Source organism: Bradyrhizobium cytisi, assembly GCF_008123515.1.
GTDB classification, from domain to species: domain Bacteria; phylum Pseudomonadota; class Alphaproteobacteria; order Rhizobiales; family Xanthobacteraceae; genus Bradyrhizobium; species Bradyrhizobium cytisi.
Map to the genome: position 1 here is coordinate 12,457 of NZ_VSSR01000063.1, position 25,994 is coordinate 38,450.

The window sequence follows — 25,994 nt, forward strand, 5'->3', positions numbered from 1 at the left end:
CAGGGGGTTTGCCCCATTACCCGAAAGAGATCAGATTGATGGCAGCCGTTCCCGGCCTCCGCCGTTCAGAGCTCGGTGACGCGCTGCGTGCCTGCCGCACGGCGTTCGTCGGCGTCGGTTTCATGAGCTGCATGATCAACCTGCTCTATCTGACCGGGTCGATCTTCATGCTGGAGGTCTACGACCGGGTGCTGCCGAGCCGCAGCATTCCAACCCTCGTCGGCCTGATCGTCCTCGCCGGCGGTCTCTATATGGCGCAGGGCGTGCTCGACATGATCCGCAGCCGCATCCTGGGACGGGTCGGAACCGCGCTCGACGAGGCCCTGAACAAACGCGTGTTCGACACCATCGTACGCCTGCCGCTGCTGGTGGGCAGCCGCAACGAGGGGCTGCAGCCGCTGCGCGATCTCGACAATGTCCGCTCGTTCCTCGGCGGCATGGGCCCGAGCGCGTTCTTCGACCTGCCCTGGCTGCCGCTCTATCTCGCCATCTGCTTCGCCTTCCACGTCATGATCGGCGTGACCGCCTTGGTCGGCGCCATCATCCTGGTCGGGCTGACGCTGGTCACCGAGTTCCTGTCCCGCCAGCCGGCGAAGGATGCGATGGGCCTTGCCGCCCAGCGCAACGATCTCGCCCAGTCGAGCCGCCGCAATGCCGAGGTGCTGGTGTCGATGGGCATGGCCGGCCGGCTGAACGCGCGCTGGAGCGAGGCCAACGAAAAATACCTCGCCGGCAATCAGCGTGCGAGCGACGTCGCCGGCGGCCTGGGCGCCGTCGCAAAAGTGCTGCGCATGATGCTGCAATCGGCGGTGCTCGCGGTCGGCGCCTATCTCGTCATCCATCAGGAGGCGACCGCCGGCATCATCATTGCGGGCTCGATCCTCTCGGCCCGCGCGCTGGCGCCGGTCGATCTCGCGATCGCGCATTGGAAATCCTTCGTCGCGGCACGCCAGAGCTGGCACCGCCTCAGCCGCCTGCTGGAACAGATGCCGGCGCAGGCGACGCCGACCCAGTTGCAGGCACCCACCAGCCGCCTCTCGGTCGAAGGCGTGGCGATGGTTGCTCCAGGCGACCAGCGCCTTATCGTCCAGGACGTCAATTTTGTGCTCGAGGCCGGCAACGGCCTCGGCGTGATCGGGCCGAGCGGCTCCGGCAAATCCTCGCTGATCCGCGCACTCGTCGGCGTCTGGTATCCGGTCCGCGGCAAGGTCCGGCTTGACGGCGCGGCGCTCGACCAATGGTCGTCCGACGTGCTCGGCCGTCACATCGGCTATCTGCCGCAGGACGTCGAGCTGTTCAGCGGCACCATCGCGCAGAACATCGGCCGTTTTGATCCGGAGGCGACGTCCGACGGCATCATCTCCGCGGCCAAGGAAGCCGGCGTGCACGAGATGATCATCAAGATGCGCGAGGGCTACAATACGCAAGTCGGCGAGCAGGGCACGTCGCTGTCCGCAGGCCAGGCGCAGCGCGTGGCGCTGGCGCGCGCGCTCTACGGCAATCCGTTCCTGATCGTGCTGGACGAGCCGAACTCCAATCTCGACACCGAAGGCGACGAGGCGCTGACCCGCGCGATCCGCAGCGCGCGCGAGCGCGGCGCCATCGTCATCGTGGTGGCGCACCGGCCCATCGGCGTCGAGGCGGTCGACCAGGTCCTGGTGCTTCGCGACGGCCGCATGCAGGCCTTCGGTCCGAAGGAGAAAGTGCTCGCCCAGGTGCTCCAGCCCCGCGTCGCGCCACCGGCGCCGATCAAGATCGTCAGCGAAGGCGGAGTGGCCAAACCATGAGCACGATGACGGTCGGCGGCACAAAGCCCGCCGCGACCAGGACGGTGCGGGAATCGATCCGGTTTCACCTCGTCCTCGGGATCTCGATCGTGCTGGTGCTGGCCATCGGCCTCGGCGGTTGGGCCTCCATGGTGCAGATCTCCGGCGCGTTGATCGCGCCGGGCCAGATCGTGGTCGAATCCAACGTCAAGAAGGTGCAGCACCCGACCGGCGGCGTGGTCGGCGAGGTGCGCGCCCGCGACGGCGACGTGGTCAAGGCCGGCGACGTCGTGGTGCGGCTCGACGACACCGTCACCAAGGCCAACCTCGCCATCGTCACCAAGAATCTCGACGCCGCGCTGGCCCGTGCGGCACGGCTGCAGGCCGAGCAGCGCGGTCTCGACAAGATCGAATTCCCGCCATCGCTGCTCGATCGCGGCGACGATCCCGACGTCAAGGCGCTGCTCTCTGCCGAAACCAAGTTGTTCGACGTCCGTGTCAACGGCCGTGCCGGCCAGAAGGCCCAGCTCCGCGAGCGCATCCAGCAGCTCAACGAGGAGATTGAGGGCCTTTCCGCGCAGGAGAAAGCCAAGGACAAAGAGATCTCGCTGGTGCAGCAGGAGCTGATCGGCGTGCGCGATCTCTATGACAAGCACCTGGTGCAGATCTCGCGCCTGACCACGCTCGAGCGCGACTCCGCCCGCCTCAACGGCGAGCGCGCGCAGTACATCGCCTCACGGGCGCAGGCCAAGGGCAAGATCACCGAGACCGAGCTTCAGATCATCCAGGTCGACAAGGACATGGTGAGCGAGGTCTCCAAGGATCTGCGCGAGACCAACGACAAGAGCGGCGAGCTGATCGAGCGCAAGGTCGCGGCCGAAGACCAGCTCCGTCGTGTCGACATTCGCGCGCCGCAGGACGGCATGGTGCTGCAATCGACGGTGCACACCGTCGGCGGCGTCGTCACTGCCGGCGATGCGCTCATGCTGATCGTGCCGCAGGCCGACGACCTCCAGGTCGAGGCGAAGGTCAATCCGGTCGATATCGACAAGCTCCAGATCGGCCAGAAGACGCTGCTGCGCCTCTCCGCCTTCAACCAGCGCACCACGCCCGAGCTCACCGGCGTCGTCAGCCGCGTCTCGCCCGACGTGACCACCGACCAGCGCACCGGCCAGAGCTATTATACCATCCGCGTCTCGCTGTCGGCGGAAGAGGTCGCCAAGCTCGGCGACTCCAAGCTGATCCCCGGCATGCCGGTGGAAGCTTTCGTCCAGACCGGCGATCGCACCATGCTGTCGTACCTCTTGAAGCCGCTGCACGACCAGTTCATGCGGGCGTTCCGCGAGAAGTGACGCGGGGAAGTGCGTCATCTTCATTCGTCATTGCGAGCGTAGCGAAGCAATCCAGTCTGCCTCCGCGGCGAGATTTCTGGATTGCTTCGCTGCGCTCGCAATGACGGCGGGGCTTCATTCTTGCTATAGTTCGACTCAAGCCTCCAACAACCCGGCGTTCGAACCATGCAGACCCCGCCCTCCATCGCCACAAAATCCTTCACCGACGCCGGCCCTGCCGTCGCCTGTCTTGAGGAGATCTACGAGCGCAACACAAAGTTCCTGCGCGACCGGTTCGAAGCCTATGTCTCAGGCGAGGCGATCACGATGCGGGTGCGCGCGTATTATCCCTTCGTCCGCCTCACCACCGCGACGTATGCGCGGCTGGACTCGCGTCTCTCCTATGGCTTCGTCGCCAGACCAGGCGTGCACGAGACCAGCGTGACGCGGCCGGATCTGTTCCGCGCCTATCTCACCGAGCAGATCGGCCTCCTGATCCAGAACCACGGCGTTCCCGTCGAGATCGGTGAGTCCAATGAGCCGATCCCGATCCACTTCGCCTATCGCCGCGATATCAACATCGAAGCCGCCATCAGCACCAGCGAGAATTCGCCGGTTACGCGCTCGCTGCGCGATGCGTTCGACGTGCCTGATCTCGCCGCCATGGACGATTCGATCGCCGACGGCACGTTCGAGCTTCAGCCGGGTGCGCCCGAGCCGCTGTCGCTGTTCCGCGCTGCCCGCGTCGACTACTCGCTGCGCCGGCTCTATCACTACACCGGCACCGATCCCGAGCATTTCCAGAACTTTGTCATTTTCACCAACTACCAGTTCTATGTCGATGCCTTCGCGCAGATGTGTCAGCAGCGGCTTCAGTCCGGTGAGGCCGGGCTCGAAGCCTTTGTTGCGCCGGGCAACGTCATCACACGTGCTGGCGGGGCGACCACCGGAGACGCGCCTACGCGCACGCCACAGATGCCGGCCTTCCATCTGGTCGCGCCCGATTATCGCGGCATCACCCTGATCAACATCGGCACCGGTCCGTCCAACGCGCGCAACGTCACCGATCACGTCGCGGTGCTACGGCCGCATGCTTGGCTGATGCTCGGGCATTGCGCCGGCTTGCGCAACACCCAGCGGCTCGGCGACTACGTGCTGGCGCATGGCTATGTGCGCGAGGACCACGTGCTCGATCGCGAGCTGCCGCTGTGGGTGCCGATCCCGGCACTGGCCGAGATGCAAGTCGCTCTGGAGCAGGCGGTCGAGGACGTCACCGGCCTGGAAGGTTTCGAGCTCAAGCGCCTGATGCGCACGGGCACGGTCGCCAGCGTCGACAACCGCAATTGGGAGATATCAGGGCCCGAGGTCATTCGCCGCATGTCGCAATCGCGCGCAGTCGCGCTCGACATGGAATCGGCCGCGATCGCGGCCAACGGTTACCGCTTCCGCGTGCCCTATGGCACGCTGCTCTGCGTCTCCGACAAGCCGCTGCATGGCGAGATCAAGCTCGCCGGCATGGCCAGCGAATTCTACCGCCGCCGCGTCGGCCAGCATCTTGAGATCGGTCTCAAGGCGCTGGAACGACTGAAGCAGCAGGAGTCGGAGCGCTTGCATTCGCGCAAGCTGCGCAGCTTTGCCGAAGTCGCGTTTCAGTAGAGCGCTTATCAGTAGAGCACTTAGCTCTCCTGGAAGGACAGGGGAGCTGTCTTACGAGCGTCGACGTCTCCGTTAACACTGCGCCACGGAATATCGAAGCCAACGCAGGGTTATCAATTGGTCCGGGGCCGCTTGGATCGAGACAGGAGACAGAAATGATCGGAACGATGATCAGGTTCGTTACTCTGGGAACGTTTGCGGCACTGCTGGCTTCCCCGGCATATGCCGCAGGAGGTGGTGGAGGGGGCGGTGGCGGAGGCGGCGGAGGCGGAGGCATGGATCCTTTTGCGAGCACCTATTCAGCTCCGAGCACAGCCCAACCGACCTATCCGAAGCGGCCGGGAACAAAGGCCACACAAAAGAACAGGAAACCCAACAACCAGTCCAGCATCGACGATCCCGCATTCGCGACCGGCTACCGCGTGGCTTATGACACCATCTACGAGCGCAATGACTATGCGAGCGCGATCGCGCAATTGAAATCGCTTGGCCATGACGACCATCCGAACGTCGCCAACCTCATCGGCTACTCCTACCGCAAGCTTGGCGACTACGAGCAGTCGCAGGTCTGGTACGAGCGCGCGCTGAAGGCGGATCCGAACCACGTCCTGACGTGGCAGTATTACGGGCTGTGGCAGCTCGAGCGAGGCAACCGCGAGCAGGCGCTCTATCATCTGAGCCGGATTGCAGCCATCTGCGGGACGGACTGCGAGGAGTACAAATCGTTGGCCACGGCGCTGGAGAAGCCGACCGGGACTGCGCTCGTCTATTAGAGAGCCGCGGTTCGTCTTGCGGCCAAGGTGACAAGCCGCCGGATTTTTTGCATTGTCCCGTTCGGGGGTGCGAACGGGACAATTGGATGCCGCTGGCGCGCGACAGGATCATCGGCCACGACCTCGAACGTCTGGCTTTCCGCTTCACCATGACGAATGACGGCGACGTCGTGCATTGCCAGATCAGCGATGCCGCGATGGACGAGCTTGCGGGCATGCAGGGTACCGAAAGCAGCGCCCGCCAGGCGCAGTTCATGTCGCTGCGCGAGACGATCGAGCGGTTGGCCTCAGAGCTTTACGACGAGGCACCGCGATTCAAGGGCTATGTGGTGCGGATTTTTACGCGGCATTTGGGAAGGTGAGGTCGCTACTCTGGTGTCATCGCCCGCGAAGGCGGGCGATCCAGTACTCCGAGACCGTCGTGATTGAATCGAGAGGCCGCGGAGTACTGGATGCCCCGCCTTCGCGGGGCATGACAGTGGTGCTTGTGGCGATACTGTTCAATTCTCACTCGCACGGCTAGGCAGCTATCCCTCCAGCTTCTTCAGCAACAACTTCAGCGCCGTCGCCGCGAACAGCTGCATGTTGGCGAACCGGTCGCTGCTGCCCGTCTCCAGCGTCATCACCTCAGCCGCGGGCCCCGCGACCGCCATGCAGCTATGGCCGGCAGCGTCGCCATAGCGGTTGCCGGTCGGGCCGGCTGCGCCGGTCTCGGACAGGCCCCAGTCGGAGCTGAAGCGGCCGCGCATCTGTTCGGCCAGAAGTTTCGCGTAGGGCTCCGAGGAGGAACGAAAGCCCTTCATTCCTTCGTCCGAAATATCCATCAGTACGCGCCTGGCGTCGCGGGTGTAGACCACTGCGCCGCCGAGGAAATAGGCGGAGGCGCCGGGCACCGCGAGCAGGCTCGCTGCGATCAGGCCGCCGGTCGAGGATTCCGCGACCGCAATGGTCTGCTTGCGCGCGATCAGTTTGCCTGCGACCTGTTCCGCAATGCCGACGAGCTCTTTCATCCCTATCATCCCTTATTCCTTCGCAACCGAGCCCGGCCTTCCTAGCATATGACAGAAGCCTTGGCCGAGTTGCGGGCGGAGGGCAGGCCTGCTTGAATGGCGGACAAGGCGAAGCGGCCAAGCGCCGCCCGCAACAGGACACGACGAGGAAACGTGAGAAGAGAGGCGTCATGGCGTCCCTGATCGCCGGCGGGGTGGATTGCGACGTGCATCCGGCCGTGCCGCATCTGACCAGCCTGCTGCCGTACCTGAACGACTATTGGCGCGATCAGGTGACGACGCGCGGCATGGTCGATCTCGTCTCGCAATCCTACCCGAAAAACTCGCCGATCGTGGCGCGGCCCGATTGGCGTCCCGAGAATGGCAAGCCGGGCGAAAGCCTGGAGGACATGCAGCGGCATGTGCTCGATCCGTTCCGGCTGACGTATGCCATCTGCAACCCGCTTTACGGCGTGCAGATGGTGTTCTCGGAAGATTTGCAGGCCGCGTTCTGCCGCGCGCTGAACGAATGGCTCGCGAAGGAATGGCTCGATCGCGATTCCCGGCTGCGCGGCTCGATCGTGATCCCGACGCAAAGCGTCGAGAAGGCAGTCGCCGAGATCGAGCGCTGCGCGCAGGACAAGCGCTTCGTGCAGGTGCTGATGCTGGTGATGGGCGACACGCCGCTCGGCAAGCGCGCGCTGTGGCCGATCTATGAGGCGGCGGAACGACACGACCTTCCGGTCGGGATCCACGCCGGTTCCGCCTATCACAATCCGCCGACCGCGGTGGGGTGGGGTTCCTATCACATCGAGGATTATGTCGGTCAGGCCCAGGCGTTTCAGACCCAGCTCACCAGCCTGATCGTCGAGGGCGTTTTCGCCAAATATCCGCGGCTGAAGATGGTGATGCTGGAGTCCGGCGTCTCCTGGATCTCGCCCTTTCTCTGGCGCCTGCACAAGTTCTGGCGCGGGGTACGGATGGAGACGCCCTGGGTCGATCGTGCGCCGCTGGAAATTGTGCGCAGCAACATCCGCTTCTCGTTACAGCCATTTGATGCGCCGCCGGACGAAGCGACATTAATTCGCCTGTTTGAGCATATGCAGTCCGACGAATTGGTCCTATTCTCCACCGACTATCCGCACTGGCAGTTCGATGGCCTGGACGCGCTGCCTCAAGGTCTGTCCCCCGATCTCGTGCGCAAGATCATGATCGACAATCCGCATGCAACCTATCCCCGCCTGACGTGAGCCCGCTGCCAAAGGAGGCAAGGCGATGAATATCCAGTTCCGCGAGAGCCTAGAGGCCGCTTCCCCCCCGACGACGAAGACCGCGATAGCCGACTGCGACATCCATCCGGCGCGCGCGACCCGGACCGAGCTCTATCCCTATCTGGCCAAACGCTGGCAGCATCACCTCGAGATCTACGGCGTTCATGCCTATCAGGGCATGATGGAAGGCCCGCCCTATCCGAAGGCGCAGCCCAATGCCTCGCGCCGCGATGCCTATCCGCCGGAGGGCGGCCCGCAGGGCTCCTCGCTGTCTTTCATGCAGAAGCAACTGCTCGATCCCAACAACGTGCAACTCGGCGTGCTCAATCCGCTCAATACCGGGCAAGGCATCCGCAATCACGACCTCTCGGCCGCGCTCTGCTCGGCCATCAACGACTGGCAGATCGACAAATGGACCAGCAAGGACAAGCGGCTGAAGGCGTCGATCGTCGTCGGCAATGAGGATGGCCTGTCGGCCGCTGCCGAGATTCGCGAGCGCGCCGGTGACAAGAACTTTGTGCAGGTGCTGCTGCTCAGCCGCAATGTCGAGCCGCTCGGTCAGCGCCGCTACTGGCCGATCTATCAGGCCGCGGAAGAGGCCGGCCTTCCCGTCGGCGTCCATGCCTTCGGCTTCGGCGGCAACCCGATCACGCCATCGGGCTGGCCGTCCTATTACATCGAGGAGATGGTGGGCCACTCGCAGTGCCAGCAATCGGCACTGGCCAGCCTCGTGCTGGAAGGCGTGTTCGAGCGCTTCCCGAAACTAAAGATGGTGATGATCGAAGCCGGCTTTGGCTGGGCACCGTCACTGGCCTGGCGGCTCGATAAGGCGTGGCAGCGGCTGCGCAGCGAGGTGCCGCATGTAAAACGGCCGCCGTCGGAATATATCCGCGAGCAGGTGTGGTGGACCACGCAGCCGATGGAAGATCCGGAGCGGCGCGAGGATCTGCTCGACGTCATCAACTGGCTCGGTTGGGACCGGCTGCTGTTCGCGACCGACTATCCGCATTGGGATTATGACGAGCCGTCGCGTGTCTTACCGGCGGGCGTCAGCGACACCAACCGCGAGGCGTTCTATCTGGGCAATGCCCGGAAGCTCTACGGAATCAGTTGATGGCGAGGCATGTGATTGCCGCGGTCGATGAGCTTCCGCCGGGCACGCGAAAATTCCTGGAGATCGAGGGACGGCCGATCGCGGTCTTCAACGTCAAGGGCGAGTATTTCGGCCTGATGAACCGCTGCCCGCATCAGGGCGCGGCGCTGTGCGAGGGCCCGCTGATCGGGCTCGCGCAGTCCAGGGATCCCGGCGAGATCGAATATACGAAACTCGGCGAGATCATCCGCTGCCCCTGGCACGGCTGGGAGTTCGACATCCGCACCGGCCAATCCTATTGCGACCCCCGCCGCTTCCGCGCGAAGGCCTATCCGGCCCATGTCGAGCCCGGTGCGAGCGTGGTGAAGGGGCCGTATGTCGCCGAGACGATCACGGTGAAGGTCGAGAGCGATTACGTGGTGGTGGAGCTGTAGCCCCCACTGTCATTCCGGGGCGGTCCGTAGGACCGAGCCCGGAATCCATCGTGCGTCAGGAATGCTCGGAGAAATGGATTCCGGGCTCGCGCTACGCGCGCCCCGGAATGACCATCAATGACCCGCCACCGGCTCCGCCGCCGTATCATACGTCGTCACCGCCTGGCGGCCGCCGCGATAGACGATCGACGCGGCAATGATACCAAGCGCGGCCGCAAACATCAGCCAAAGACCGGGCGATGCCTTGTTGCCGGTGTAGTCGATCAGCAAGGTCGAGGCGAACGGCGTGAAGGTACCGAACAGCGCGGCGGCGAGCGCGAAGGCGAGCGAGAAGCAGGTGGTGCGGACGTGTGCCGGCACGATCTCGACGAGAGCACCGAGCATGGTGCCGCTGTACATGCCGAAATAGAACGAGAACATCATCTCGACCGCGAGCAGCTTGCCGAAGGTCGGCGCCGCCACCAGCCAGCTCAGTGCCGGATAGGCGGTGAGCAGCGCCAGTGTGGCGATGCCGAGCAGCACCGGCTTGCGGCCGATCCGGTCGGACAGCGCGCCGCCGACCGGATTCCAGATGAAATTCGTGACGGCGACCAGCAGCGTGACCAGCAGCGCATCCTGCGACGACAGCTTCAGCACGGTCTTGCCGAAGGTCGGCGTGTACACGGTGACGAAGTAGAACGTCGTCGTGGTCAGGACCGCGATCATCATGCCGAGGATGACGATGCGCCAGTTGGCGAGCGCGGAGGCGAACACCTCGTTCGCCGTCGGATGCTTCTTCATGGCGAGGAAGGCGGGCGTTTCCTCCAGCGTGCGCCGCAGGAAGAAGATCAGCGGAATGATCATGCAACCGACGAAAAAGGGAATGCGCCAGCCCCAGGCTGCAACCGTGTCAGCCGGCATCACCTCGGAGAGGAGATAGCCGAGGATCGACGCCACGAAGATCGCGACCTGCTGGCTCGACGACTGGAACGAGGTGTAGAAGCCGCGGTTGCCGGGCGTGGAGATTTCCGCGAGGTAGACCGACACGCCGCCGAGCTCGACGCCGGCGGAGAAGCCCTGCAGCAGGCGTCCGACCAGGACGATCACAGGCGCTGCGATGCCGATCGTGGCGTAGCTCGGGCAGAATGCGATCACGACCGTGCCGATGGCCATGATAGCGAGCGTGACGATCAGGCCCTGACGGCGGCCGATGCGGTCGATGTAGGCGCCGAGCACGATCGCGCCGACCGGGCGCATCAGCGCGCCGAGCCAGAACACGCCAAAGGTGTTGAGCAGTGACGCGGTCTCGTTGGTGGAGGGGAAGAACGCCTTGCCGATCGCGGCGGCATAGAAGCCGAACAGGAAGAAGTCGAACTGTTCGAGGAAATTGCCGCTCGTTGCGCGCAGAATCGCGCCGATGCGCGATTTGATCTCGGGCGGATTGGTTGATGCTGCTGGTCCAGCCATTGACGTTACTCCCCTGGAAGACGTGGCCGGACCGGAACTCATTTTCACGGCAAGGCGACAGATCGTTGCTGTGACAATCTGTCTTACCCCATCTCGCGCGAGGCGTTGCGAGTCAACTGAATTTGCTGCGGAAGCTGATGATTTTTCAGGCTTTATTCTGCGTTGCAGCGATCATCCACTGGCGAAACGCGGCGAGCTTCGGCGCCTCGCGGCGGCCCTCCGGCGAGACCAGATAGAAGCCCGCATCCGCCGGCAGCGCGATCTTGAAGGGGACCACGAGCCGGCCCTTGGCGATGTCGTCGCTGACATAGGAGGTCCGCCCCATCGCCACGCCGATGCCGTCGATCGCGGCCTGGATGGTCATGAAGATCATGTCGAAGGTGATGCCGGGCTGCCTGGCGATGTCGGCCGGGAGGCCCGCCGCCGTCAGCCACAGCCGCCAGTCGTCGCTGTTGGCGTTGGATGTGTGCAGCAGGGGATAACCCCGCAAATCCTCCGGCTGGCGCAGCGGCTTGTCGCCGCGCAGCAGCGAGGGGCTGCACACCGGGAACAGCTCGTCCGCCATCAGCCAGTCGGCGCGCAGGCCCGGCCATTGGCCGCGGCCATAACGGATTGCGGCGTCGACATCGTCGCGCTGGAAATCGACGAGGCTGGTCGAGGTGGTGATGTGCACGTCGATGCCGGGATGTGCCTCCTGGAAATCGGTCAGCCGCGGCAGCAGCCATTTTGCCGCCAGCGAGGCCAGTGTCGAGACCGTCAGCACCTTGTCGTCGTCCTTGCGCAGCAGCCGGTCGGTCGCAAGCCGGAGGTCGTTGAAGGCGGCGCGGACGCCGGGCAGGTAGTCGCGCGCCTCCGGCGTCAGCGCCAGCGCGCGGTTCTGCCGGATGAACAGGCGGATGCCGAGCTCGTCCTCGAGCCGGCGGATCTGATGGCTGATCGCGGTCTGTGTCACGTTCAGCTCGCTTGCCGCCAGCGTGAAGCTGAGATGGCGCGCGGCGGCCTCAAACGCCCGCAATCCGTTCAGGGAGGGCAATCTGGCAGTCATTTGGCAGCATGATGCATGAGCTTATTTCATGCGAAGAGGTACAAATTGTCGTTTGTCGAAGCACGCGCGCAGGAGGATATTCGGTCGAAATTTAGCTCGAGGAGCTGAAAATGTCTACCTGCACTGACAATTCGATGACAAATCATCATGCGCCTGGGCTGCTCTACCAGATCGGCGAAACACTCCATGTCTGGCACGAGCGTTACCGGACCCGTCGCGAACTGAGCAACTGGACCGCCCGCGATCTCCACGACGTCGGCCTGTCCTGGAGCGATATCGCCTTTGAGGCTGAGAAACCCTTCTGGCGGGCCTGATAGGCCGCCAGGCCGGCGCCGCCTGATCACAGGGGCGCCGGCGGTCCCTCCTTCTCTAGGGCACGTGTCATGAGCACCCTCCGGCTTGAAGATCTGAAGCAATATTCGGACGTGCTGCGCACCCGGCAGGGCGACGCAATCAACGTGCGCTACGTCGAGCCGCGCGACACCGAGGAGCTCCAGCACTATTTCCGCTCGCTCTCGACCCGCTCCCGTTACAACCGCTTCTTGGGCGCGCTCAGCGAACTGCCGAAGGGGCTGCTGAATGACTTCCTTCAGGTCGGCGAGCGCGAACGATTTACCGTGGTCGCGACCAGGATGGTCGACGGCTTCGAGACCATCGTTGCCGAGGCGCGCTACGCCTTGCATGTCGAGACCTCGACGCTGGAGTTCGGCCTCTCGGTCGACGATCGCTGGCAGGGCCACGGCATTGCCACCGCGCTTCTGAAGAACCTCGAATGCCGCGCCGCCTCGCTTGGCGCCGAGCACATCTTCGGCGATACGCTGCGCTCCAACCAGACCATGATCTCGCTCGCGCGCAAATCCGGTTTCGCCTTCGTCAGTCATCCTGACGACTGGAAGTTGGTGCGTTTCGACAAGGAGATCCACGTCGCGCCGAAGGACATTCCCTGCGCCAGCTGGCGTCTCGCCGCACTTTCCCGTCAGGCCGATAGCCCCTCAGCCTCGGCCTGACACCACTCCGGGCCCGGCTCAAGTCAAATCTGAGCCGGGCTTTTTTTGCCCCTCACGCAAAACGCGTCGCTGTGATTGAGGCGCCTACTTCCCCGTGAACACCGCCTTGCGCTTCTCGATGAACGCCTGCACCGCCTCCTTGTGATCGGCGGTCGTGGTGAGGCGGATCAGGCGCTCGGCCTCGTGATCGCGGGCGGTTTCGAAATCGAACAGCAGGGCCTCGTCGAGATTGTCCTTCATGTAGCGCAGCGCCAGCCGCGGACCTTCGGCGAGCGACTTTGCCAGGGCGAAGGCCTCGGCTTGCAGCTTGTCGTCAGGCACGACGCGGTTGACGAGGCCGATGGCCTCGGCGCGCGCGGCGTCGACGCGATCGCCGGTGAACAGCAGCTCGCGCGCCCGCGCGGTGCCGACCAGCCGCGTCAACAGCCAGGCGATGCCGTAATCGCCGGAAAGCGCGATGCGGGCATAGCCGGTGGCGACGAAGGCCGATTGTGCGGCGATGCGGACGTCGCAGGCCATAGCGAGCGCAAGCCCGGCGCCGACCGCGGGGCCAGGGAGTGCGGCGATGGTCGGCTTGCGCACCGACACCAGTGCTCCGGTGAGCAGCCGCTGCCGCTCCTGGAGATCGGCGACGCGGTCCTCAAGCGACATTTCCAGCTTTTTGGGATCACGATGCGCGCCCATGCCCTTGACGTCGCCGCCGGCACAGAAGGCTTCGCCGGCGCCGGTAATGAGCAGCGCGCCGACATCGGGGTTCTCGCCGCAGGTCCGGATCATCGTGCGCAGCGCCGGCGTCAGCGTGTCCGACAGCGAGTTGCGCGCCTCCGGCCGGTTCAGCGTAATGACGGCGACGCGGTCGCGAATGACGCAGAGCAGTTCATTGGTGCCGGTGTCGACGGTGGTTTCCGTGGTCATGGTCGCTCCCTACTTTCGTCATTGCGAGGAGCGAAGCGACGAAGCAATCCAGTCTGTATCCGGAGAAACATCTCTGGATTGCTTCGCTCCGCTCGCAATGACGGTTGCTGTTACGTTATCGCCTCAAAACTTCTCCACCCAGGGCCGCAGCTCCAGCTCCCAGCTCCAGGCGCTGCGCGGCTGCTGCAGCACGTTCCAGTAGCTCTCCGCGATCGCATCGGGATCGAGCATCGAGTCCGGCTTGTCGGCCGGCTCGGTGCGCGCGGCGCTCTTGATGCCGCCGTCGATGACGAAATGCGCGACGTGAATGCCTTGCGGCGACAATTCGCGCGCCATGCTCTGCGCCAGCCCGCGCAGCGCGAACTTGCCCATCGCGAACGGGGCGGATTGCGCGTAGCCCTTGACGCTGGCCGAAGCGCCGGTGAACAGGATCGCGCCATGCTTGCTTGGTACCATGCGCCTGGCCGCCTGTTGGGCCACCAGGAAGCCGCCATAGGCGCTGACCGCGATCGCATTCGCGACATCCGCCGGGACGAGATCGACAAAAGTGCCACGCGCGCGGCCAGAGGCATTGTAGACGACGAGATCCGGCGTGCCGATCTCGCGCTCGACCAGACCGAACAGGCGCTCGACCTCCTCAGGCTCGGTGGCGTTGCAGGCATAGGCCTTCGCGCCGGTCTGGCTGCAGAGCGCGCCTAACTTCTCGATCTTTCGCGCGGCAAGCGCGACGCGAATGCCTTGCGCGGACAGCAGCCGTGCCAGCGAGGCGCTCAGGCCTTCGCCGGCGCCGACGATGAGGGCGATCTTGTATTTCGGATGTTCCATGGCGTGATCTCTCGGGGACGGGACGCCGCTGATCTATGCATCCGCCACGCGGACAACCAGCCGGCTCGATCACAATTCCGCAGAGCGAATTGCTCCTTCACGGCGATCATGCCTCCCTGACAATTTGCGGCTTTATCGCCTCTCGCGATGGGAGCATGATCGACATCATCCCAAGCGGCAAGCGATAAGAATTTGGCGCCGGGCGGAAACGAAGAGGACGATCATGCACAAGCCGGCCACAGCGCAGCCAAATAATGTCGCGGCCGCACCATCCGGCCTGCTGGCGCCCGATACCGCTGGCATGAATTTCTACCGCGCCGATCAGGCGCTGACGGACCTCCTGCGCATCCATTTGCCGGAGACGCTATTCCGCCACATCGAGCCGCATCTCGATCGCCTCGGTGAGCTCGCCGGCGGCCATCTCGACGATTGTGCGCGGCTCGCCGACCGACACACGCCGCTGCTGCACCAGCGCGACAAGTTCGGCCGCGACGTGCAGTGGATCGAATATCACCCGGCCTATCGCGAGCTGGAGAACGCTGCCTTCGGCGAATTCGGTATCCACGCGCTGTCGATCCGCAAGGGCATCATGGGCTGGCCGGACAAATATCCTGTGGTGGCCAAGCACGCCTTCACCTTCCTGTTCAACCAGGCCGAATTCGGCATGGGCTGCCCGATCAACGTCACAGACGGCTGTGCAAAGCTGCTGGCGAATTTCGGCAGCGACGCGCTGAAAGCAAAATATCTGGACGGCCTAACCTCGACCGACATGAGCAAGCTGACGCAAGGCGGCCAGTTCATGACCGAGAAGGAAGGCGGCTCCGATGTCGGCACGCTGACCACGCGCGCGGTGCAGGAGGGCGACCATTGGCGCCTCACCGGCGAAAAATGGTTCTGCTCGAATGCAGACGCGAAAGTCGTGATGCTGCTGGCGCGCCCCGAAGGCGCCGGCCCCGGCACGCGCGGTGTCGGCCTGTTCCTGATGCCGCGCTTCCTCGACGACGGCTCGCAGAACCACTACCGGATCGTGCGTCTCAAGGACAAGCTCGGCACCCGCTCGATGGCCTCCGGCGAGATCAAGCTCGAAGGCGCGATTGCGTACGCGGTCGGCAAGCTCGACCGCGGTTTTGTGCAGATGGCCGAGATGGTGAACTCGTCGCGGCTTTCAAACGGCGTTAAATCGGCCGCGCTGATGCGCCGCGCCTACCATGACGCGTTTGCCGTGGCGAAGAACCGCGTGGTGTTCGGCAACCGCATCATCGACCTGCCGCTCGGCCGACGGCAGATGCTGAAAATCATGCTGCCGGTCGAGCAGGCGCTGTCGATGAGCTTTCTCACCGCCGATGCGCTCGATCGTGCGGAAGCCGGCAGCCAGGATGCGGCGGCGCTGCTGCGCATTCTGACCCCGACCCTGAAATTCCGCGCTACGCGCGATGCGCGAAAAGTCTGTGGCGACGCGCTCGAGATGCGCGGCGGCATCGGCTATATCGAGGAATTCGCCACGCCGCGCCTGCTGCGCGATGCGCATCTCGGCTCCGTCTGGGAAGGCACCGGCAACATCGTCGCCATCGATGCGTTGAGGCGTGCCGTTGGCCGCCACGGCGCAGAATCCGCGCTGAATGCGGATCTGCACGCACGCCTCGACGATAGCGCCTCGGTGCCGCAGGCCTGGCGCGACAATTTGCGCGGCCTCGTCGAGCGCGCCGTCGGCTTCGCGCGCGAGGTCGCAGGCAAGTCAGAGAACGAGGCCGATGCGCGGCGCGCAACGAGCCTGCTCTATCACGTCGCAAGCGCCATTGCGCTCGCCTGGGAGGCGCACCGCATCCACGACATGCGCGGCGACGCGCGCCGGCTGCTGCTGTCGCGGCTAGTGATCGACCATCGCGTCGTGCCGGGCGATCCGTTCCGGCTGACGGAAAATGCCACGCAGGCCAAGATCGCAGCACTTCTGCTCGGTGACCGCGACGCCGGCATGAGCGAGGTTGGCGAACTGGTTCTGGCAGCGTAGGCTGCGGGCCACGATCAAATCAAAAAACGCGATAGGGAGTGCTCGATGAAGGCCGCCGTCCTCCATGAAGTCAACAAGCCGCTGGTCATCGAGGATGTCAGCCTGCCGAAGCCCGGCCCACGCGAAGTTCTGATCCGCACGTCAGTCGCCGGGCTCTGCCACTCCGATCTGCACTTCATGGAAGGCCTCTACCCGCATCCGCTGCCCGCGGTGCTCGGACACGAGTCCGCCGGCATTGTCGAGCAGGTCGGCTCCGACGTCACCTATGTGAAGCCGGGCGACCACGTCGTCACGTGCCTATCCGTGTTCTGCGGCACCTGCGACAATTGCGCCACGGGGCGCACGGTGCTCTGCACTGACACCACGGTGAAGCTGCTGCCGGGCGTCTCCAATCGCATGCAATGGTCGAAGCCCGAGAAGCTGCACCAGTTCCTCAACCTCTCCTCCTTCGCCGAGCAGATGCTGGTGCACGAGAACGCGATCGTCAAAATCCGCAAGGAGATGCCGCTCGATCTCGCCGCGCTGATCGGCTGCGGTGTCATCACCGGCTACGGCGCGGTGGTGAACACGGCGAAGGTGACGGCCGGCGAAACCGTCGCCGTGATCGGCTGCGGCGGTGTCGGCATGGCCGCCATCAACGGTGCGCAGATCGCCGGTGCGGGCCGCATCATCGCCATCGACACCAATCCGGCAAAGCTCCAACTCGCGACCAAGCTCGGCGCCACCGACATCGTCAACCCCGCCGACGGCGACGTCGTGAAGCAGGTCCGCGACCTCACCAATGGCGGCGTCCATCATTCCTTCGAGGTGCTCGGCCGCAAGGAAACCGCGGAGCAGGCGTTCGGCATGCTCGCTTCCGGCGGCACCGCCACGATCGTCGGCATGATCCCGTTCGGCCAGAAGATCGAGCTGCACGGTTTTGACTTCCTGCGCGAACGCCGGATCCAGGGCTCGTCAATGGGCTCGAACCATTTCCGCGTCGACATGCCGCGTCTGGTCGATTTCTACCTGCGCGGCCGGCTGCATTTGGAAGACTGGATCTCGGCCAAGCTGAAGCTGTCCGAGATCAACGAGGGCTTTGCCAACATGAAAGCCGGCAAGACGCTGCGGAGCGTGATTGTGTTTGATAGCTAGCGCCGATTACGCTGTCATCGCCCGGCTTGACCGGGCGATCCAGTATTCCAGAGACCGTCGTTGCTAAACCGAGACGCCGCGGCGTACTGGATGCCCCGCCTTCGTGGGGCATGACGGCGGAGAGTGGGGCGGCGATGCGGGCCGCTCACCGCGACACGTGCGCAGACACCGCGAGCCACTTGCCGTTCTTCTTCGCCCAGCAATCGGTGTAGCGCCCGGTCGCCTGCTGACCATCCGCGGTGGTGTAGCTCGTTGCCGCGTGAATGATCGCGAAGTCGCCCATGATGCGGATGATGACGTCAAACGCATGCAGATCGCGGATCGCGACCGGCCGCGCGGTCTGCTCCAGGAAGCCGGTGCGGTCGACCAGCGTCTTGTCCGGATTGGAGCAGTAAAACTCCGGCGCCAGGATCTCGTCGAAGCGTTTGACGTCGCAGTTCTGCACAGATGCGACATAGTCACGGTTGAGTGCGGTGAGCAGTTCGAGGTCCTGGCTCATGATATTTATCCGTCCTCAGTTATCTACTCCGTCATTGCGAGAGCGGCGAAGCAATCCAGAAATGTTTCCGCAGATGCGGACGGGATTGCTTCGTCGCAAGGGCTCCTCGCAATGACGCGGCGGCATCAATCATCAAACATCTTCGGCGGCACGAACCCGCCGAATTCGCGCTCGATCAGCTCGGCCAGCTTCAGCGGCGTGCGGTCCTCGAGCCATGGGCCGACGATCTGGACGCCGACCGGCAGCCCATCCGGCGCGAAGCCGGTCGGGATCGCGGTCGAGGGCAGGCCGGGCAGCGTGGCGATGCCGGGCCAGGCGAGCTGGTCGGGATAGACGTGCTCCTTGCCGTCGATTGTGATGCGGCGGGTTTCCTGATCCGGCGAATGGTCGTGGGGATAGGCGGCGGTCGGCATCACCGGACAGATCACGGCGTCGAACGTCTTGAACAGCTCGCGCCATTGCGCGCGCAACCGGGTGCGTCCGCCGTTCGCCATCTGCCAGTCGCGATGGCTGAGCGCGATGCCGCGCAGCCGCTCGGCGGCGAGGCTGTTGTCGCCCTCGGGCAGCGCGGCTGCCGCCGCCTTGGCGCCGGCATAGATGTCGGGCGCAAAACTTGCGGCGAGGAACGACATCAGCATGCGCATATAGAGCCGCGACGAAGCCGCGAAATCCGGCAGCAGCGGACTGCTGCGTTCGATCTTGACGCCTGATTTGGCGAGGTTATCGGCGAGCGCGTTGATGGTGCCGCGCACGGCGGTGCCGGTCGGCAGCACCGGATCGGTGTCGATCACCAGCACGCGGAAATCCCTGAAGGCGGTGTGCCGTGCCGCCGGCAATTCGAGCCGATAGGCGAAGCCTGCATCGATCGGATCGGGCCCGGCCATCACGTCGAGCACCAGCGACAGATCGGCGGCGCTGCGTGCCATCGGGCCGATCACCGAGAGGTCACGCTCGAATGGCAACGGTGGCAGCGGCGGCGGCGTGTGGCCACGCATGGCGACGAGGTTGAAGGTCGGCTTGTGTGCGTAGACGCCGCAATGGAAGGCCGGCACGCGCAGCGAGCCGCCGATATCGGAGCCGATGGAGAGCGGGCCGTAGCCTGCGGCGAGGGCCGCCGAGGAGCCGCCGGACGAACCGCCCGGCGTGCGGCCGAGATCGTAGGGGTTGTTGGTGGTGCCGTAGATGTCGTTGTAGCTTTGCCAGTCGCCGAGGCCGAGCGGCACGTTGGTCTTGCCGACGATGACAGTGCCAGCGTCCTTCACCCGCGTCACCGGCAGCGCGTCTTCCTTGGCAATGAAGTCCTTCTGCGCGGGAATGCCCCAGGTCGTCGGCAGGCCGGCGATGTTGTAGGATTCCTTCACCGTCATCGGCAGGCCGAGCAGCGGCTTGCGCTCGCCGCGGGCCAGGGCCGCATCCGCATCACGCGCGGCGCTCAGCGCGCGGTCGAAATCGCGGACGCAGATCGCGTTGACCTTGCCGTCGTGACGTTCGATGCGGTCGATCGCGTCCTGCGTGAGCTCGACGGCGGAGACCTTCTTCGCCGCCAATGCGGCCGACAGCTCGACCGCGCTCTTGTAACTCCATTCCGATTTCGCCACGACATGCTCCTGCGCTTCACTGAAGGGATGATGCGCAGTTTGGCCGAACGCCGCAACCGCCGTTTGATCGCGATTGCCATGCGAGGGAATGCCGAGGCTGCTATGCCGCCCCGATCAAGATCCCCACCGCCAGCACGATGGCACCGCCGAGCACGATCTGGAATACGGCCTGGAGGAACGGCGTATCCATGTAGCGCGCGCGGATGAAGGCGATCGCCCAGAGTTCGAAGAACACGACGATGCCGGCGATCGCGGTCGCGATCCAGAATGCGTTGGGCCATGCGTCCGGCACGAGATAGGGCATGGTATGACCGAGCCCGCCGAGCGTCGTCATCGCGCCGCAGGTGATGCCGCGCAGCCAGGGCGAGCCCCGGCCCGTCAGCGAGCCGTCGTCGGACAGCGCTTCGGCAAATCCCATGCTGATGCCGGCGCCGATCGAGGCGGCGAGGCCAACCAGGAACGTCTGCCAGTTCTGGTGCGTGGCGAAGGCCGCCGCGAACAGCGGCGCCAGCGTCGAGACCGAGCCGTCCATCAAGCCGGCGAGGCCCGGCTGCACATATTGCAGCACGAACATCCGCCGCCGCGTGCGGTCTTCCTCGGCGCGCACGCCGGGCTTGAGAATCTGGTCCGCCAGCTTTGCCGCGGTCTCTTCATGACCTTTCTCGGCTTCGGCGAGATCGCCGAGCAGGCGGCGCACCCCGGTATCCTGCGCCTGTTCGGCCGCCTTCACGTAAAACCGCTCGGCCTGCATCTCCATGGTCTCGACCTCCTTGCGGATGGTGTCGAGCGAGAGGTTCTTGGTGAGCCAGACTGGGCGGCGGCGCAGGAATCCCTTGACGTCCTCGCGGCGGATCGGAGGCAAATGAGGACCGAAGCGCTGCTCGTACATCTCCAGCAGCATGTGGCGATGGCCGCGCTCCTCTTCCGCCATCTCCTCGAAGATCTTGGCCGTATCCGGATAGCGTTCCCGGAGATCCTCGGCGAAGGACATGTAAATGCGGCTGTCCTCCTCCTCTGAGGAGATCGCGACCGCAAGCACCTCGCGCTCGGTCAGATCGGCAAAATTCTTCACGACGGCCTGTCTCATTAGTTTAGAACTATTCTAAACTATATAATGCGACGCGGTTCCCGGGTCAAATCATGCGGCGCGGGCCTTTTCGAGGAAGTCGAGCAGCAGCCGGCTGACCTCGGCGGGCTGCTCCTGCTGCACCCAATGGCCCGCACCGTCGACGAGATGGCAACCGAGCATCTTGGTGCAGCCGCGCCCCTGCATTGCCTCGAACACGCCGGGGCGCTGATAAGTGCCCCAATCCTGCTTGCCCGAGATGAAGCACGCGGGCACGTCGATGCTGCGGCCCGAGAACAGCTGCATCTCGTTGTTGAGCGAGCCTGACGTGCCGTAGCGATACCATTGCAGGCCGCCCTGGAATCCGGTGCGGGCATATTCGGCGCTGTAATAGGCGAGGTCGCTGTCTGGCAGCCATTGATTGGCGGCGATCGCGGTCGGCGACGGCATCTCCTTCGCGACCGTCTCGGCCATGGTCTCACCGAGGTTCATCACGTAATAGGTCGGCAGCTTGGCAAGCTCGCCTGCCGACCATGATTTCAGCGGATATGGCTTGTTGTCGATCCAGTCCGCGCTCTTGTGATGATAATAGGCGCGCAGGAAATCATGCACGCCTTGCGGCGCGTGCTGCATGTCGGCGTTGGCGGCGCGCGTCGCATAGTACCATTGATAGTGGATGCGCGGGCGCGGCAGCGCGGCGAGTTCGCGATGCACGGGATCTTCGACCGGTGGCTTCGCGGGACTATCGACCGTGTCGAAGGGCAACGCCGGCGCTCCGCCGAACGGCGCGCTCATCAACGTCACCGAACGAAACACGTCGGGCCGGATCAGCGCGCACCACGCCGCGACCGGGCTGCCGAAATCGTGTCCGGCGAGATCGACCTGCCTGTAGCCGAACGCCGTCACCAGGGCGAGCGCATCGCGGACGAGGTTGAGAAGAGAGAATGGGGTGAGATCGCCGTCGTAATCCGCGGTCCAGCCGGTCGTGCGGCCATAGCCGCGCTGGTCGGGCGCGAGCACGTGATAGCCGGCCTCGCTGAGCGCCGGCATCACCTTGCGCCAGGAGAACGCGAGCTCGGGAAACCCGTGCAGCAGCAGGATGCAGGGACGGCCCCTGGTCTCGAAGCCGGCCTCGAGCACATGCATCCGCAAGCCGTTGATGCCGTCGACATACCGCGAGCGGATGCCGGCGGGGAGGGGAATGTCGGGAAGTGCTGTCATTGCTTTCTCCACGCGGGTGGAATCGTAGGCTGGGCAAAGGCGCGCACTTCGCGCGCCGTGCTCACCATTCCCTGGCGCATTTGGCATGGTGGGCACGCTTTGCTTTGCCCACTCTACGGCGTCTCAGCTCAATCACACCGCCGCACACACGAAGCCGCTACCCTTGCGCCTGATCTTCCCCACCGACGGCGAGGGAAAATGCGCGGTGCAGCACAGCGTGTCGGTGTCGCAATAGCGTTCCAAGAAGCTTCGCCGCGTCGTGGCCGCCTTGGCCGGGTCGACGTCGAACCTGATCGACAGCTCCGGATAGATTGTCTGCAGCGGCGAGTGCATGAGATCGCCGGAGAATACCGCGTCGTCCTGGCCACGTCCCATCGCGACGGCAATGTGGCCGGGCGTATGGCCCGGCGTCGGCACGATGCGGACGTGATCGCCGATCTGGTGATCGTTGCTGACCAGCTCGTGGCGCTTGGCCTCGACCACCGGCAGCACGCTGTCGGCAAAGGGCGGAATCTCCGTCTTCGCATTCTCCGCGAACCAATGGTCGTACTCCTGCTTGGCGAACACATAGCGCGCTTTGGGGAACGTCGGCACCCAGCGGCCGTTCTCCAGCCGCGTGTTCCAGCCGACGTGGTCGACGTGCAGATGGGTGCACATCACGAAGTCGATGTCGTCGACGGAGACGCCCGCCGCGGCGAGCCCGCGTTGATAGTTGTCGTCGGTCTTCATGTTCCATGCCGGCCGCTGTGGCCGCGGCTTGTCGTTGCCGATGCAGCTGTCGACCAGAATGGTGTGATGCGGCGTCTTGATCACATAAGACTGGAAACACAGGATCAGCGTGTCCCGGTCGTCGAGCGCCTTGGCTTGCCGCATCCACGCCCGGTTCTCGGCCAGCACCTCCGGCGTCAGGCCGGGCATGAAGTCCAGCGCCGGGAAGAAGGGCGCTTCCTGCTCGATGACGCGATGGATGGTGAGATCGCCGACGGTGAATTTCAGGCTCATGCTCGCTTCCCTTGTTCGCTTCCCTTATTCGTTTCTCTTGCACTCAGCGTGCGTCGCGCACGGATGGAATGACGATGTTGGAGAGGATGTCGATCGCGGCGAGCCCTTCCTTGGGCTGGCCGTATTGGGCAGCGGTGGTCATCATGACGAGATCAAGCTCGGGCACGATGAAGAGGCGCTGGCCACCCCAGCCGAAGGCGGCAACCCATTTGATTTCCTTGCTGCCGGCCAGCGAGCGGCCCATCCACCATTGATAGCCGTAGAACAGCGTGCCGCCGAAATAGCCGATCGCCTGGAAGCGCGGCGTGATCGATTGCGCGATCCAGTCGGCCGAGACAACTTGTTGGCCGTTCCACTGGCCGCGATTGAGCACGAGCTGGCCGATCTTCGCCGCATCGCGCGGCCGCAAGCGCAGGCCCGCGGCCGCTGCAATCTTGCCGTTCTTATAGGCCTTCCACTCGAGATCGGTGATTCCGAGCGGCTGGAACAGCACCTCGCGCGCAAACGTCTCCAGCGGCTTGCCCGAGACGCGCTCGAGGATGTTGCCGAGCAGTTCAGTTCCGCCGCCATTATAGGTCCAGAGCACATCCGGCGGTGCAGCGAGTGGCTTTGCGAGCACATAGCCGATCGGATCGGCTTCAAACGTGAGATGCGGCTCGTCGTTGTTCGGATCGGTCCAGGCCCGCGCTTCGTCCCATTTCATCCCCGAGGACATCGTCAGCAGATGGCGCAGCTTAATGGCCTCCCAGCCCGGCTGCTTCATCGCCTGACGGTCGGGGAAGAATTTGAGCACAGGCTCATCAACGCCTTCGATCAGCTTGCGATCGATCGCAATGCCGACGAGCGTCGAAACGACACTCTTCGATGCCGAACGCATGTCGTGCTTCGTCGTCGCGGTGAATTCGTGCTGGCCTTCCGGTTGCCCCCAGGGTTGGTCGTAGCCGGGGAAATACTGCTCGAAGACGAGCTTGCCGTGGCGCACGACGACAACCGAATGGACCGAGGTCGCGCGTTGTTTGAGCCGTGCAGCGATGCCGCAGAGTTGCGCGCCATCCATGCCAAGACTGTCGGGCGAGGCGATCTCCCAGCCATCGTCGATCGATGACGGCGCTCCACAGGCTTGGCCTTGTTGTCCAGGCTCGGCCCGTAGATTGGTGGCTGAGATGGAGAGCGCGAGCACAAGGCCCGCGCCGAGAATTGTGAACCGGGAGAATTGATCGCGCATCGTCATTCTCCAGGCATATCCCGCTACGCCGCTGGCGGCACCGAGATCTTCACCGACGGCCGCTCCAGCATCTTCTGATGGAAGGCATCGAGCTTCGGATAGGCCTTGCGCCAGCCGCAATCGGCGAAGCGGAAGTCGGCGTAGCCGAGCACGCAAACGAGGCCGATCTGCGAGATGTCGAACGGGCCGTTCAGCACGTCAGGCATGTTCTCGAAACGCGCCATGCCGGTCCAGGCCCGGTTCCAGTGATCGTCCGACCACGCCTGCCATTGCAGGCCCTGCGGCCGCACCATCTTCTCGTAGCGGCACAGCAGCATGGAATCGAGCATGCCGTTGATCAGCGAGTGATTGGTCTTGGCCTTCCAGCGCCGCGGACCGTAATCCGGGATCAGGCTGCCGCCGGCCATCTCGTTGAGATATTCGACGATGACGTAGGAATCCAGGATCACGTCGCCGTCGTCAGTGATCAGCACCGGCAGCTTCTTCAGCGGCGTGATGCGCGAATAGTCCTCGTTGGCCGTGCCGGGTGCGACGGTCGCGGGCGTGAATTCGATCCTGTCGATCAGCCCAAGCTCGATCGCGGCAATGCGCACCTTGCGGGCGAACGGCGAGGCGGCGGAGAAGGAGAGTTTCATCGGAAATGTCCTGCGGGAGACCGGCAATTGGTTTCCGTCATTGCGAGCGAAGCGAAGCAATCCAGATTGCTTCCTCGGAGACAGCCTGGATTGCTTCGTCGCTTCGCTCCTCGCTATGACGGTGTGGCGACGCGGCGTCTTACGCCGCAACGATCTCCTGGCGCTGCTCGCCGAGGCCTTCGATGCCGAGCGTGATGACGTCGCCGACATTGAGGAAGGTCGGCGGCTTCATGCCGAGGCCGACGCCGGGCGGGGTGCCTGTCGTGATGATGTCGCCCGGCAGCAGCGTCATGAACTGCGAGACATAGGAGATGCACTTGGCCATCGAGAAGATCATGGTCTTGGTCGAGCCGGTCTGGCGCCGCTGGCCGTTAACGTCGAGCCACATCGACAGGTTCTGCACGTCCTTGATCTCGTCCTTGGTGGCGAGCCAGGGACCGACCGGGCCGAACGTGTCGTGCGACTTGCCCTTGGTCCACTGACCCAGGCGCTCGGTCTGGAAGTTGCGCTCGGAGACGTCGTTGCAGACGCAATAGCCGGCGACGTGGTTCAGTGCATCGGCTTCCGAGACGTATTTTGCCCGGGTGCCGATGATCGCGGCGATCTCGACTTCCCAGTCGAGCTTGGTCGAGCCGCGCGGCTTCTCGACCTTATCGTTCGGGCCGGACAGCGAGGTGTTGGCCTTCATGAAGATGATCGGCTCGCTCGGAATGGCGGCGCCGGTCTCCTTGGCGTGGTCGCTGTAGTTGAGGCCGATCGCGACGAACTTCGAGATGCCGGTGACGGGCGCGCCGAACCGCGGCTTGCCGGAGACGGCGGGGAGCGAGGCGGGATCGATGGCGGCGAGCTTCGTCAGCGACGCCGGCGAATAGGCCTCGCCGGTCAGGTCCTTCACATGCGCCGACAGGTCGCGCAACTGGCCGGATTTGTCGATCAGGCCGGGCTTTTCCGCACCCTTCTCGCCGTAACGAACAAGCTTCATTCTCGTTTCTCCCTTGGGATGGACTGATCGGTTAATTAGCTTCATGGAACAGCGCGGCGGGAAATTCAACCGC

Annotated in this window: 25 protein-coding genes; 12 read left to right on the forward strand and 13 right to left on the reverse strand. The window is 64.4% G+C overall.

The features are described from left to right. The first annotated feature begins 38 nt into the window (after window positions 1-38). From FXB38_RS32265 to FXB38_RS32285, 5 genes are all read left to right on the forward strand, one after another. Window positions 39-1,787 carry a type I secretion system permease/ATPase gene (locus FXB38_RS32265; protein WP_148755004.1) on the forward strand — a complete coding sequence of 583 codons (1,749 nt, stop codon included), beginning with the start codon at window positions 39-41 and terminating at the stop codon, window positions 1,785-1,787. Continuing rightward, window positions 1,784-3,118 carry an HlyD family type I secretion periplasmic adaptor subunit gene (locus tag FXB38_RS32270; RefSeq protein ID WP_148755005.1) on the forward strand — a complete coding sequence of 445 codons (1,335 nt, stop codon included), beginning with the start codon at window positions 1,784-1,786 and terminating at the stop codon, window positions 3,116-3,118. Before FXB38_RS32265 ends, FXB38_RS32270 begins: the two co-directional genes overlap by 4 nt. A gap of 165 nt (window positions 3,119-3,283) precedes the next feature. Beyond that, window positions 3,284-4,753, forward strand: coding sequence for an AMP nucleosidase (locus FXB38_RS32275; RefSeq protein WP_148755007.1), 1,470 nt, complete (start codon window positions 3,284-3,286; stop codon window positions 4,751-4,753). Window positions 4,754-4,908: 155 nt separating this feature from the next. Beyond that, window positions 4,909-5,526, forward strand: a complete 618-nt coding sequence (locus FXB38_RS32280) for a tetratricopeptide repeat protein (RefSeq protein ID WP_148755008.1) — start codon at window positions 4,909-4,911, stop codon at window positions 5,524-5,526. Window positions 5,527-5,612: 86 nt separating this feature from the next. Beyond that, the gene (locus FXB38_RS32285) at window positions 5,613-5,888 is read left to right on the forward strand and encodes a DUF1488 family protein (RefSeq protein ID WP_187435295.1); all 276 of its coding nucleotides are present in this window, start codon (window positions 5,613-5,615) and stop codon (window positions 5,886-5,888) included. 165 nt (window positions 5,889-6,053) lie between these two features. Here the strand turns inward: FXB38_RS32285 and FXB38_RS32295 are convergent, their stop codons facing one another. Then, window positions 6,054-6,536 (reverse strand): CinA family protein, encoded by a 483-nt coding sequence (locus FXB38_RS32295; RefSeq protein ID WP_148755011.1) that lies wholly within the window; start codon window positions 6,534-6,536, stop codon window positions 6,054-6,056. A 170-nt stretch (window positions 6,537-6,706) separates the two neighbouring features. Between FXB38_RS32295 and FXB38_RS32300 the strand changes: the two genes are divergently transcribed. From FXB38_RS32300 to FXB38_RS32310, 3 genes are read left to right on the forward strand one after another with little or no spacing between them, the layout of a single operon-like run. Further along, the gene (locus tag FXB38_RS32300) at window positions 6,707-7,765 is read left to right on the forward strand and encodes an amidohydrolase family protein (protein WP_148755013.1); all 1,059 of its coding nucleotides are present in this window, start codon (window positions 6,707-6,709) and stop codon (window positions 7,763-7,765) included. A 25-nt stretch (window positions 7,766-7,790) separates the two neighbouring features. Then, window positions 7,791-8,900 carry an amidohydrolase family protein gene (locus tag FXB38_RS32305; protein WP_148755014.1) on the forward strand — a complete coding sequence of 370 codons (1,110 nt, stop codon included), beginning with the start codon at window positions 7,791-7,793 and terminating at the stop codon, window positions 8,898-8,900. After that, window positions 8,900-9,313, forward strand: coding sequence for a Rieske (2Fe-2S) protein (locus tag FXB38_RS32310; RefSeq protein ID WP_148755016.1), 414 nt, complete (start codon window positions 8,900-8,902; stop codon window positions 9,311-9,313). Before FXB38_RS32305 ends, FXB38_RS32310 begins: the two co-directional genes overlap by 1 nt. A gap of 114 nt (window positions 9,314-9,427) precedes the next feature. Here FXB38_RS32310 and tcuC read toward each other — a convergent pair whose 3' ends face one another. Then, on the reverse strand, window positions 9,428-10,759 hold the full coding sequence (gene tcuC, locus FXB38_RS32315) for an MFS transporter (RefSeq protein WP_148755017.1): 1,332 nt from the start codon (window positions 10,757-10,759) through the stop codon (window positions 9,428-9,430). Between the two features lie 145 nt (window positions 10,760-10,904). Next, entirely contained in the window at window positions 10,905-11,804 is a 900-nt protein-coding gene (locus FXB38_RS32320) for a transcriptional regulator GcvA (RefSeq protein ID WP_148755019.1), read from the reverse strand. Window positions 11,805-11,914: 110 nt separating this feature from the next. Between FXB38_RS32320 and FXB38_RS32325 the strand changes: the two genes are divergently transcribed. Next, window positions 11,915-12,118: a DUF1127 domain-containing protein gene (locus tag FXB38_RS32325; RefSeq protein ID WP_148755021.1), complete on the forward strand. Its 204-nt coding sequence runs from the start codon at window positions 11,915-11,917 to the stop codon at window positions 12,116-12,118. Window positions 12,119-12,187: 69 nt separating this feature from the next. Continuing rightward, a complete protein-coding gene (locus FXB38_RS32330) occupies window positions 12,188-12,811 on the forward strand; it encodes a GNAT family N-acetyltransferase (protein ID WP_148755022.1) in 624 nt (207 codons plus the stop codon). Between the two features lie 84 nt (window positions 12,812-12,895). On the opposite strand, the gene FXB38_RS32335 is transcribed toward FXB38_RS32330, so the two are convergent. Then, window positions 12,896-13,726: an enoyl-CoA hydratase gene (locus tag FXB38_RS32335; RefSeq protein WP_148755023.1), complete on the reverse strand. Its 831-nt coding sequence runs from the start codon at window positions 13,724-13,726 to the stop codon at window positions 12,896-12,898. A 123-nt stretch (window positions 13,727-13,849) separates the two neighbouring features. Next, entirely contained in the window at window positions 13,850-14,551 is a 702-nt protein-coding gene (locus FXB38_RS32340; protein ID WP_148755025.1) for an SDR family NAD(P)-dependent oxidoreductase, read from the reverse strand. 223 nt (window positions 14,552-14,774) lie between these two features. Between FXB38_RS32340 and FXB38_RS32345 the strand changes: the two genes are divergently transcribed. Further along, the gene (locus FXB38_RS32345) at window positions 14,775-16,559 is read left to right on the forward strand and encodes an acyl-CoA dehydrogenase family protein (RefSeq protein WP_148755026.1); all 1,785 of its coding nucleotides are present in this window, start codon (window positions 14,775-14,777) and stop codon (window positions 16,557-16,559) included. A 45-nt stretch (window positions 16,560-16,604) separates the two neighbouring features. Then, the gene (locus FXB38_RS32350) at window positions 16,605-17,693 is read left to right on the forward strand and encodes a Zn-dependent alcohol dehydrogenase (RefSeq protein WP_148755028.1); all 1,089 of its coding nucleotides are present in this window, start codon (window positions 16,605-16,607) and stop codon (window positions 17,691-17,693) included. A 145-nt stretch (window positions 17,694-17,838) separates the two neighbouring features. Here FXB38_RS32350 and FXB38_RS32355 read toward each other — a convergent pair whose 3' ends face one another. From FXB38_RS32355 to FXB38_RS32390, 8 genes are all read right to left on the reverse strand, one after another. Then, window positions 17,839-18,192 carry a nuclear transport factor 2 family protein gene (locus tag FXB38_RS32355; protein WP_148755029.1) on the reverse strand — a complete coding sequence of 118 codons (354 nt, stop codon included), beginning with the start codon at window positions 18,190-18,192 and terminating at the stop codon, window positions 17,839-17,841. A 125-nt stretch (window positions 18,193-18,317) separates the two neighbouring features. Continuing rightward, window positions 18,318-19,790, reverse strand: coding sequence for an amidase (locus FXB38_RS32360; protein WP_148755030.1), 1,473 nt, complete (start codon window positions 19,788-19,790; stop codon window positions 18,318-18,320). Window positions 19,791-19,890: 100 nt separating this feature from the next. After that, entirely contained in the window at window positions 19,891-20,862 is a 972-nt protein-coding gene (gene mbfA / locus FXB38_RS32365; RefSeq protein ID WP_148755054.1) for an iron exporter MbfA, read from the reverse strand. A 66-nt stretch (window positions 20,863-20,928) separates the two neighbouring features. Beyond that, complete coding sequence (locus tag FXB38_RS32370; protein ID WP_187435296.1) at window positions 20,929-22,077, reverse strand: alpha/beta hydrolase; 1,149 nt, start codon at window positions 22,075-22,077, stop codon at window positions 20,929-20,931. 132 nt (window positions 22,078-22,209) lie between these two features. Next, a complete protein-coding gene (locus FXB38_RS32375) occupies window positions 22,210-23,079 on the reverse strand; it encodes an MBL fold metallo-hydrolase (protein ID WP_148755032.1) in 870 nt (289 codons plus the stop codon). Window positions 23,080-23,122: 43 nt separating this feature from the next. Continuing rightward, the gene (locus tag FXB38_RS32380; RefSeq protein WP_148755033.1) at window positions 23,123-24,304 is read right to left on the reverse strand and encodes a serine hydrolase domain-containing protein; all 1,182 of its coding nucleotides are present in this window, start codon (window positions 24,302-24,304) and stop codon (window positions 23,123-23,125) included. A 23-nt stretch (window positions 24,305-24,327) separates the two neighbouring features. Then, window positions 24,328-24,939, reverse strand: a complete 612-nt coding sequence (locus tag FXB38_RS32385; RefSeq protein WP_148755034.1) for a glutathione S-transferase family protein — start codon at window positions 24,937-24,939, stop codon at window positions 24,328-24,330. Window positions 24,940-25,078: 139 nt separating this feature from the next. Then, the gene (locus tag FXB38_RS32390) at window positions 25,079-25,921 is read right to left on the reverse strand and encodes a fumarylacetoacetate hydrolase family protein (RefSeq protein WP_148755035.1); all 843 of its coding nucleotides are present in this window, start codon (window positions 25,919-25,921) and stop codon (window positions 25,079-25,081) included. Between the last annotated feature and the right edge of the window lie 73 nt (window positions 25,922-25,994).